The organism is Haloarcula sp. Atlit-120R, from assembly GCF_003665885.1.
Lineage (GTDB): Archaea > Halobacteriota > Halobacteria > Halobacteriales > Haloarculaceae > Haloarcula > Haloarcula taiwanensis.
Genome location: NZ_QPLN01000013.1, coordinates 1 through 7,516, shown reverse-complemented (window position 1 = coordinate 7,516; position 7,516 = coordinate 1). Strand labels below are relative to the sequence as shown.

The 7,516-nt window shown below is 64.4% G+C and carries 6 protein-coding genes and 1 pseudogene; all 7 read left to right on the top strand.

The annotated features are described in order from the left end of the window. The coding region (locus DVK01_RS20890; RefSeq protein WP_121538798.1) for a hypothetical protein at positions 1-1,649 on the top strand (1,649 nt) is incomplete at its 5' end. After that, positions 1,642-1,893: a hypothetical protein gene (locus DVK01_RS20885; protein WP_121538796.1), complete on the top strand. Its 252-nt coding sequence runs from the start codon at positions 1,642-1,644 to the stop codon at positions 1,891-1,893. The genes DVK01_RS20890 and DVK01_RS20885, both read left to right, overlap by 8 nt. Next, complete coding sequence (locus tag DVK01_RS20880) at positions 1,886-2,686, top strand: hypothetical protein (RefSeq protein ID WP_233560862.1); 801 nt, start codon at positions 1,886-1,888, stop codon at positions 2,684-2,686. Before DVK01_RS20885 ends, DVK01_RS20880 begins: the two co-directional genes overlap by 8 nt. Next, on the top strand, positions 2,686-3,015 hold the full coding sequence (locus DVK01_RS20875) for a hypothetical protein (RefSeq protein ID WP_121538792.1): 330 nt from the start codon (positions 2,686-2,688) through the stop codon (positions 3,013-3,015). Before DVK01_RS20880 ends, DVK01_RS20875 begins: the two co-directional genes overlap by 1 nt. Beyond that, positions 3,008-4,957, top strand: a complete 1,950-nt coding sequence (locus tag DVK01_RS20870) for an ATP-binding protein (RefSeq protein ID WP_121538790.1) — start codon at positions 3,008-3,010, stop codon at positions 4,955-4,957. Before DVK01_RS20875 ends, DVK01_RS20870 begins: the two co-directional genes overlap by 8 nt. 2 nt (positions 4,958-4,959) lie before the next feature. Then, positions 4,960-6,507, top strand: a complete 1,548-nt coding sequence (locus tag DVK01_RS20865; protein WP_121538788.1) for a hypothetical protein — start codon at positions 4,960-4,962, stop codon at positions 6,505-6,507. A 194-nt stretch (positions 6,508-6,701) separates the two neighbouring features. Then, positions 6,702-7,516, top strand: a pseudogene (locus DVK01_RS20860) (hypothetical protein); the annotation flags it as partial.

Here is a 7,516-nt window from a genome sequence, read left to right as displayed (position 1 = left end):
GCGCGTCGAGCGACTGGACAGCGCCGGGACCGTTCAACATCTCGGAGCTGCGGACGGGCGGCGACCAGATATCAAGTGGTGGCTCACAGGGGCCGCCGGAGTCGACGCGGATGCTCCCGACCGGCGGGATCGTGCTGAAGTACCTGCCGTTGAATCCGGCCCAGTCGTCCTACCAGCCGCTCGGTCGGAATCAGGCACTCAAAACGGACTATCTGCTGGCCTACACATCCGCATTCGGTGAGTCTGTCGGTGACTACGAGTTCGTCGTCGTGTTCTGGCAGGAGCGGACGACGAGCGTCAACGGGACACAGCAGACCTACGCGGCGAACCAGACTGTCCAGCGGATTAGCTTCGAGGCAGATAAAGGCTACTCAGCGTCGAAACTGAAACTGCAGTCGCATTACGACCAGCAGTGGCAGGCAACGGCGTGGCTGGAACAAGACGGCAGCCGCGTCGAGGGCGCACGCTGGCGGTTCGGTCACCAGACCAACCCACTGACGGCGTCCCCGGCCTACCCGACGAACTCGAAAGGCGACCTCTGGCGCTGGGGGGCGCTGAACCTGATTATCCCGGCGATTTGTGGGATTCTGTTCAGCGGCGCGTCGGCCAAGCACATCCTCTCGCGAACGATTCTCGGGACGCTGAAAGGCGTCACGTACTGGGCCGGTGTCGTCGCCGTCGTGGTCGGCATTGCGGCGATAATTGGGACGTGGCAAACGTCGATCATCCTCGCGAACGCACCCATCGCGGTCGGCATCCTGATGGGATTGCTGGCGTTGCCGGTGATGCTTTCCATCCGGGACAGCGACCTCTCGAAAGCCGGGTTTTTCCAGCGCAGACTCCGGCAAGGCGCTATCTCGCCCAGCGGGGAAGAGACGGTCGGGACACGGCGTGTGCCGAACAAAATCAAGTCTGTGTACCGACACGGCGACCAGTTGTACGCGCCGATAGCCGGCCTTCGGCCGATGCTGGCCCGCTACTGGGCTGACCCAGCGAAGATACCGACCGAGGACTGGAAGAGCTACGACAGCGGCGAAGGCGACCTCGACCAGCTCTTCGAAGTCGACCCAGAGTCCGACAAGGTGCTGCGGCACAAGCCGGCACGGCTGAAGTTCTCGCCAACACTGACGAAAGAGGTCGACGAAGAGGACCTCGCGGACCCGCCCGAAGGTGAAGGCATCGCGGCGCTGCCGGGGGCTATCTCGGCAGTGGCATCGAACTGGGTGGCCCGTCGGAACTGGCGATTCATCGGCATCGCGCTCGGCGGTGGCGCGCTGGTCTACCTCGGGACAGTCGCGGCACTGGGCTCGTCGATTATTGGACTAGGGCTGGCGACGTTGCCGGCGCTCATCGAAGGCCACGAAACTCGCGACGGGTCGCTCGAAGTCGACTGGGGGCCGTCGCACTGGAACGACGTGCAAGCACAGGTCCAGACCGAGCGCCACGAGTACGAAGAGCGCAAGACCTTCGACCAAGTTCTGCAGGCGGTCACCGAGCTGGAATGGTCTGACCACGAGAAAGGCCAGCAGATCGTCGACCGCGTTCGCACGGAGATTCAGAAAGCGCTCGACGACGAACACGGCGGGAACAACCCGTCAACGAACCTCTCGCCGTCGTCGCCACAACAGGGAGTTGATGCGGATGACTGACCCGATGGCGGCTGTCAAGGACAGTCTGGGCCGGTGGTACACCGAACCCGGAACAGTCTCCCGACTCGCTGAACTGGTCGTTCGGGGCTCTGTTGCGGGAGTCGCCGGATTCGGCGTTGCAATTGGGTTGAAGGCAACACTCGGGACTGAATTTCTGGCTGGGATGGGAATCGCAGTTCCAGCCATTTGTGCGCTGAAAGTTGCGTTTCCCGAGGACTACCGGGGGGTTGATGCGGATGACTGACCCGATAGCGGCCGACGGGCATCATGCCCTCAAATGGCTCGCGAGCGACGACGGGTCGGTCGACCGCTCGTTCGCAGCTGGGCTCGACTCGCTTCGCGCCCAGCAGCGCCATCTGCAGCAGTCCCTTCGCGATGGCTTTCAGAGTCGCACCGAGGTCTTGGAGTGGTGCCACGCCGTCGACGTGGTGTCGGGCGGCCAGACCCCGGAGACGTGGCACGAGGACCTCGTGCAAGACCGATGGGAGGTCGCTTGCCTCATGGCAGATGCGGACGACCGGGTCGCAATCTGTGACCAGGCACCCAGCGACGACGAGACTGCCGATGCGTTCCGGCGGCGGCTCATTCGGAAGGTGCTGCTGCCGGCGTTTCAGGACGCCACTGAACTGCTGCGTGAGCGGGTCGGGGAGTTCTCGGATGAAGAGGGCGTCAAAGACGCCGAACGGATTCAGTACGTCGCTGGGCGGCCACGATTGCATCAGCGCGCTGTCGAACAGCACGGGATGCTGCGGCGGACGCTCCGCGAACCGCCCCGCGTCGAATCGGAGGTCATGGCGTGGGCTGAGGATATCATTCACATGACCGAGGGCCACGTCCGCAGCGGGTTCATCGAGGACGTGCTGGACCGCCACGGCGACTGGTGGCACTCGCTGACTCGCGGGCCGTCAGTCCGGCTTGAGTGGCTGCTGGCCGGCGAGATATTCCCGGCGATGAATGCCACTCTCTCAGAGTTAGTGACCAATAGCAACGAGCTGGCCGACGTCGCTGGCCGCGCCAAGGAGGTGCCGCCGGGATAATGGATATCGAAGCAATCCGGGCGGCCCGGGCTCGCGAACAGGACGCGGCGTCACTCGTGGAACTGGCCGAACCGACAATCTTCGAGCGCACACAAGCCGCCGTCGACGACGGGGAGATCGACACCGAGGATGCGGTGCAACTGACCACCGAACTGGCCGACGAGCGGGCCGGGAAGCTCCTGAAACTGGCGTCGTTCCGGGCTGCCGGAATGGCGGTCAACTGGGACGGCGTCACCGACCAGGAGCGCGCGCTCGTCGAGGACCTCGTTGCCCGGCTCGAAGAGTGGCGCGACTCGGTGACGCCGGACACGGAGGACAGCGATGAGTGACGAGTTGTCCGACCGGGTCGCTCAGTATCTCCGCTGGCAGGTCAGCGACAAGGTGGCGCTGCTGGCTCAGCGCTATCCCGACGACACGTCGCTGACGCTGGACTGGACAGCGCTCGCGCGATGGGACCCAACGCTGGCCGAAGATATCCTCGATGCGCCCGATTCGATGCTTGAGTACGTCGAAGCGGGGATTCGGGACACGCCGCTGCCGGTCGACACGTCGCTGGGGCAGGCGACACCGCGCTTCGAGAACCTGCCTGAGTCACACACGACCGCACCCGGCGAGTTCTCACCGAGCGACCGACGTGGGCAACTGCTGGCGCTCGAAGGGCAGGTCGCAAAGCGAACGCAGGTCCAGCCACGGCTCGTCGAAGCAGCCTTTGAGTGCCAGCGCTGCGGCACTCTCACCCGGATACCATTCGAGCCCGGACAGTACATCGAGCCCTTCGAGTGCGTCGGGTGTGAGATGAAAGGCCCGTTCCGCATCAACCCGGACCAGTCCCGCTACGAAGACTATCAGAAGCTCCTGTTAGAGAATCCCAGCAGCGCGGCACTGGGCGGTGACACGTCGGATATCATCGCGCACCTGCAGGGCGACCTCGCGGGCCACGGCGCTATCGCGAACTGTCAGGACGTGGTGCTCGTTGGTGAGCTGCAGTTCCGCGGTGGCGGGCCGATTCCCGAGCCACAGGTGGTCGTGAACTCCGTGCAAGCGGCCGGGCAAACCTACCAAGACACGGAGTTCACGGCCGACCAGCGGGACCTCTTCGAGCGCCTTCGCGAGCGCCCGGAGTCGTTCGACGTGGATATCGAGAACCCGTCGACGGCGGATGTGCTGATGGCGGCCGCAGCGCCGAAGTTCGTTTCCGGGTCCCATCCACGGGACCGACAGGTCGTCCGGGGGCTCGTGCTGCAGCTGGTCAGCGCGTCGACGTTCGACGGGCCGGACGGCTCGCACTATCGGGGCGACGTTCACGTCCTGCTACCCGGCGACCCGGGCACGGGGAAGTCAGTGCTGGCGAAGTGGGCCGCGGCGGTCGCACCCCGGTCGGCGTTCGCGAGCGGCGAGCGTGTGTCGGGGCCGGGGCTGACCGCGGCGGCGGTGAAAGACGACTTTTCTGACGGCGGGTTCAGCATCGAGCCCGGCGTGCTGGTCCGCGCCCACGAGGGGATCGCGGTCGTCGACGAGCTGGACAAGGCTGGCGAGGACGCCATCGAGAAAATGCACTCGGCGCTGGCCGACCAGATACTGCCGCTGTCGCTGGCCGGCCAGTCGATGACACTGCCGGCGGAGTGTGGCCTCCTGGGCGTGTGCAACCCGCTCGGTGGTCACTTCGCTGGCGACGAGTCGCTCGTCGACGCGCTGGGTATCGACAGTCCGCTCCTGTCGCGGTTTGACCTTATCATGCAGATGCGGTCGAAGCAGGACCGCGAACACGTCCGGGAACTGGCTGAGTCGATGATTCGGACGTGGTCAGCATCGCTGAAAGACGCGACTGGGCAGGCGCTCGACACGGCTGACGCCGATGCTATCGACCCAGTGCTGTCGATGGACCAGTACCGCGCGGTCCTGATGCGGGCTCGACAGCTGCATCCCACGCCCGCGAACGACAGCGTCATCGAGGCGCTGGCCGCGTGGTTTGAAGAGCAAAAGATGGCGCTGCCGGAGCGCTATCGCGATGCACTCGCGGACGCTGACGGCCGGTATCACGGCCCGCCCGTACCCGTGACTGCCCGCAAGCTCGGGGCCGCTCGACGTGTCGCACAGGCGAGCGCTCGGGCGAACCTGCGTAAAGAGATTACGATGGCGGATGTCGAGGTGGCGAAGGAAATGGTCAGCCGGTCGCTGGCCGACCTCGATATCCCGATTGTCCACAACGCCGGGCTCGGCGGGGGCGACGTGAACCGCCGTGAGCCGGCTGATTTGACTGGAGTGAGCTAACGATGTCACAGAGAAAACCAAAGTCAGAACAGGACGGATTCACCGAACAGACGCGACAGGGCGCACAGGTTATCCACGGATGCGACCCGCCCGGCGACTGGAATGACGACGCCGAGATGATTCGGACCCGGTTCGATATCCCGGCGTTCGACCCGGAAGCGTTCTATCCACGGGAGGGCGCGGCGCTATCGGGCGTGTACCCGGATTTTCTCGTGCATATCGAAAGTGCGTCGGACGGCCCGTCGACGGTGAGTTCACCGGGGGCGTCACTGACAATGGTCGAAGCGCCGAAGGGCTCGGGGAAGTCGACGGCTGCCGACCAGTTTGCCACGTACCAGATGGAACACAACGACGAGCGCATCGTCCGCAACGGCCGCCAGAAAAGCTCAGACTGGCGGCGGATGGCTGACTGGACGACGCTGTGGCTTCCAAGCGGCGTCGACGTTGACGGCCGCTGGATGGAAGCGGTCGACCGCGAGGACCCAGACCCGGAGGACCTGTGTCGGGACGTGCGGTACTACTCGGATGTTCTCGAACTTGTCGAGCGACTGCAGAACCACCCGAAAGGGACCTACAACGTCGTGTTCCCGGACCCGTACTTCCGCAAGTGCGAGGATGCGCTGTCGACGGCAGATGCAACGGTCGAACAACCGACGTTCATCCCCAAGAACGAGCCGAACCCCACGCCGGCATCGCACTGGTGGTTTGGGTTCCTCGCGGCACGGACCTTCGACGGCCTGCGTGTCGACAGCAACGGCGAACGGAACTGGATGACCGCCCACATTGACGAGTTCGGAATGCTCGCACCGGAATCAGCACCGGGCGGTGAATCCGGCCACTGGACGCATCAGTGCATTCAGATTATGGCGAACATCGCGAAGGAAATGCGGTCGGCTGGGCTGTCGCTGGTCGGCTACGGCCACCATGAAGAGGACGTTCACAACCACTGGCTGAAAGAGTTCGATTTCTGGGTCGAACTCTCGAACCACGACCGCGGGAACCGAACGACCAAGACAGAGGCACCGAAGCCGTTCCGGGACCTCGAACAGGACCAAGACCTGCTGTCGAAGCGACCGAAGGGCTTCGGGCTGTGCTACACCGGCAGTCGGTTCTCGGAGTTCCAGTTCTCCGACCTCGGTTACCCGCACGACACGCCAGAGTTCCAGCTGCGGCTCGGTATCCCGTCGTCGGTTGACGTGTCGACCAGCGACGACGGCGGCATGGTCGTCGAGGACCTCCAAGTAGCGACCGACGACGAGGACCAGCCGACGCTCCTGGAAGAGTATCGCGCGGCTGGTGGCGCTGTGCACGAGCTGCGTGTCCTCGCGCCCGGTGACGGCATCATCGATATCTCTGGTGACGAGCCCGAGGTGCTCGAAGCGCTGTCGAGCCCGTATGCTGACGGCACGTTCCCGGAGAACCCGATCAAAACGACCCAGAATCACTATGATATCATGTTCAACCCCGACAGTAGCACGGAGATCGTGGCGGCGCGCATCCCGAGACGGACTGGCCCCGGCGCGACAACGGAGGTCGTGGCCGATGACTGACCGAGCAATGCCGCTGGTCGTGACCGATATCGACCGGCCTTTTAAGTTCACGACAGCCGGCTGCGGCGGCCCGGCTGGCGGCCGCGGCGGCACCGATCACCGCGAGCGGACAAAAATGTCCGTTCGTTACGCGCGCGTATCTGGAACAGGAACGGAAGGGGGGACCCCCCTGAACCCTGTTGGAGGTGTCGCTGATGGACAGTGATGACCTGCCACTGTCGAGCGAACAACTGTCGATTGTCGGCATGGCGCTGGCGGTCGTCGTCGTGTCCGTCGCCGCGCCGATGTTGTTCGCACCACAGTCCAACGCACCCGACGACGCGAACAGCGGGACAGTCTACTCGACGCCGACTGCCGACGACCAACAGGCAGAGTCAGCGTCGACGCCAGCAGACCCAGACAGTGACCCTATCAACGAGCTGAGTACCGCGCCACGCAATCCCGAACAACCGCTGTCGAAGGTGCCAGACACGCACGTCGAGAGTAACACGACCAAACCGTCGCTGTCAGCATCGGCGGGCGCACAGACGCTCCGGGCGTCGACAACGACTGTCGACGGCGAGCCCGCGCTGAATCTGACTGACGAGCGAACCCACGACGGACGCTGGGTCGGCGTCTCAACGGACTGGCTCAAGCAACAGCACGGGTCGGTGCCAGCCGTCGTCGGTGTCGTGCATGAGTCCGGTGCGGTGTATCAGGAAGAGGTGCACGTCCGCGATGGCGAAGCCCAGTTCTGGGTGAGCGGGTTCTCGACGAACACGATCACGTTCGGCGGGACACTGCAGATCGATGGCCAGCCGGCGACGACCGGCACGACCCACCTGTATGAGGTTCGGGACCTCGACAGTGCGACGGACCCTGAGATAACGCTGACCGGGCAGGTCAACACCGAACGCGACACGAAACAGGTCATCGGTGCGACCGACAGCCAGCTGATTCCACTGTCTGTCGCTGGCGACAACCTCGAACCACGCAATCCCGAAGTGACGTTCACGGGCGTCGAACAGAC